We start from the raw sequence: 2,314 nt of genomic DNA, 5'->3' as shown, positions 1-2,314 counted from the left end.
GCTCAAAAAAGTAGCTGCGAGTGGCATGAAGCTTCTGTCGAAACCGGTTTCTGAACAGACCTTATTGACCTTGCTGGCAAAACATAAGCCAAAAATATCGACAGAAGGCGGATGCTAGTGATCGCACTACAACGGTTAACCATGGTGTCACAGAGGTTTTCACGGCTGTCCCTTAGCTGGCCCATTTCCACCGGTCAGCTCGGCATTGACTTTAAGTGCCGCTTCTACGCGGTTTCTGACTTGAAGTTTGTCGTAAATAACACAGGAAACCTGCCTGACATGTCCCTCGGTGACGTTAAGCTCTCTTGCGATCTGTTTTCCTGAGAGGCCACCTGCAATGCAACGCGCCACGTCCCACTCTCGTGTAGAGAGTCCAAGATGATGCTGATTCCGGATAGCTGAAGGCCCTTGCGTCGAGCAGGCAAAGCGCATCAAGACTTCTTCCGGAATCCAGAGTTCACCTCCTAAAATCCTGCTCAGTCCAATGAACATTTTTTTGTGTGCGCCGCCCTTCAAAATGATTCCTCGAGCAGCGTAGTCACGCATGCACATTCGCAAGATTTCAACTTCATCATCGTTTCCAGGAGCGAGTCCCGTGCAGACGACCACGGGAACATTGGATGGATTGCCAGCCTGGAAATGTTCCAGCGTCGTGGCGCCACGGTTCTCACCGTCCAGATTGAGATCCAGGAATACAAGGTCTGGGGGAGGTACCTTGCTCATTTCTTCAAGCGCGCTGGCAAGCGTAAATACGGGTGTGACTTCGATTGGGACTACGCACAACTCGGATGCGTGTGTTTGGACATATTCGGAAAGAGCAACGCAGAGAATTTCGTGGTCATCGACCCATAGGATTTTCATGGCCGCCTTCCCCTTAATACCTTAGAGAAAACCATCGATTGCGCGCTACGTTTGTGCGCGACACCGCTTGATAGCTAACTTGGACACTGGCATTCTCCGAGCGTTGAAATTCGTGCCTCAAGCGCCGCAGTAGGCGCATGCCCTTGACTTTGGGTCGACGGGATTGACGCAGTTCTGGCCGTTTGGCGCTGCACTCGCACGCAGGCTGGATACGCGGAATCCAGTGTCGGCAGCATCGCGCGATCGCGCAAGCCTTTCAGAGTCGTCATCGCCTGCTTCGCCTCGTTGAGGGTTTGATTCTTGCTTTTCGCGACCGGGCCGGTGGCGCGACATATCGAAGAGCATACATCGCGTTCTGGAAGGGAGGAACATCACAATGTGATCCCAACACCCTCACCGGAACTCACATTTGGCCGGCGCTTGCGGGAACGCATCATTGTGTCGTCCCCGAGATCGCCTTTGCGGGCACGCCGATCGAAATCGTCAACTGCGTGACGCCGACGCCGGAAGGCAGCGGGTTGCTCGCGCAGTGCAACCTCCAGGTGACCACCTCGGACAGTCGAGGCCCCGCTTCCGCGCACGGGGTTCCACAAACTGTCGCGATCAGGCCAGGTGCGCCGCCTCCGCTGGGCGTCGCGACTCGCATACGACTCGAAATGGTCCTTATTAACTGCCCCGTAAGCCGGCGCTGTGGTCGCCTGGGGTCGAACGACTGCAACTGGTTGAGAGTACGCATCCGCTTCATCCGCTGGAAGCGAACGTGATATTCGCGGTTATGGGGGATCCGATTGGCAGCAAGGTGAATTGAAGCTGCCTCATGAACCATGAGGCTTGAATGTCGGGAATGGCCGATGCGTTGTCCTCAATTGACGGCACGGAATGACCGCTCCGCATCCGGTTCCCGCCCTTGGAAGTTCGGCGGCTCGACCGTCTCCAACGGGTCGTTCAGGGACGACCGCGTCGGGCAGTGACCGGCCAATGCGCGTCGTTCGACGCTCCGCCAGTCTGGTTCCGCCCGCATCCCTAAGCGGTCACTCACGGATCGACGCCGGCCAAATCAAAGCAGATGCCCTCCGCGATTTCCGGAGGCGGATCACCGCAAGCGGATCTGACAAATTCACTCACTCGGCACTGGGAAAACGTCGCTGACGCGACAGGCGTCGCTAATCGTGGCTATGCGACAGACCATCTGCGGATGGCGAAGGGGTTGAGCAGGCGAGTGCAGCACGGCGAATTCGCCGGCTCGCCGTCCTGACTCTGCTACAGGCATTCCTGCATTCCTGCGCTTGCTCAGGTAACGGGCACGAACTCTCCTTCGGCGAAGAACCACGCCGCCATCGTCCGTGCCAGTTCGAGCACGACCTCCGCGTCGGTCCGGCCGGAGGACGCGCGCACGTGTAACGAATGATCTGCGTCGTCCACCACATGCAGCGTGGCGCGTGGCCCCAGCGTC

1 protein-coding gene is annotated in these 2,314 nt (G+C 57.5%); it reads right to left on the bottom strand.

All coding sequences use genetic code 11. The annotated features are described in order from the left end of the window. Positions 1 to 159 precede the first annotated feature (159 nt). Positions 160 to 861, bottom strand: a complete 702-nt coding sequence (locus BMW76_RS39990) for a LuxR C-terminal-related transcriptional regulator (protein WP_090874168.1) — start codon at positions 859 to 861, stop codon at positions 160 to 162. Between the last annotated feature and the right edge of the window lie 1,453 nt (positions 862 to 2,314).

The organism is Paraburkholderia diazotrophica, assembly GCF_900108945.1.
In the GTDB taxonomy this organism is placed as follows: domain Bacteria; phylum Pseudomonadota; class Gammaproteobacteria; order Burkholderiales; family Burkholderiaceae; genus Paraburkholderia; species Paraburkholderia diazotrophica.
The sequence above is the reverse complement of the archived record's forward strand: the minus strand, read 5'-3'. Positions and strand labels throughout refer to the sequence as shown.

Bases quoted from the DNA above. Each gene is read 5' to 3' on its own strand.
- BMW76_RS39990 (WP_090874168.1), bottom strand. From the start codon at position 861: ATGAAAATCCTATGGGTCGATGACCACGAAATTCTCTGCGTTGCTCTT.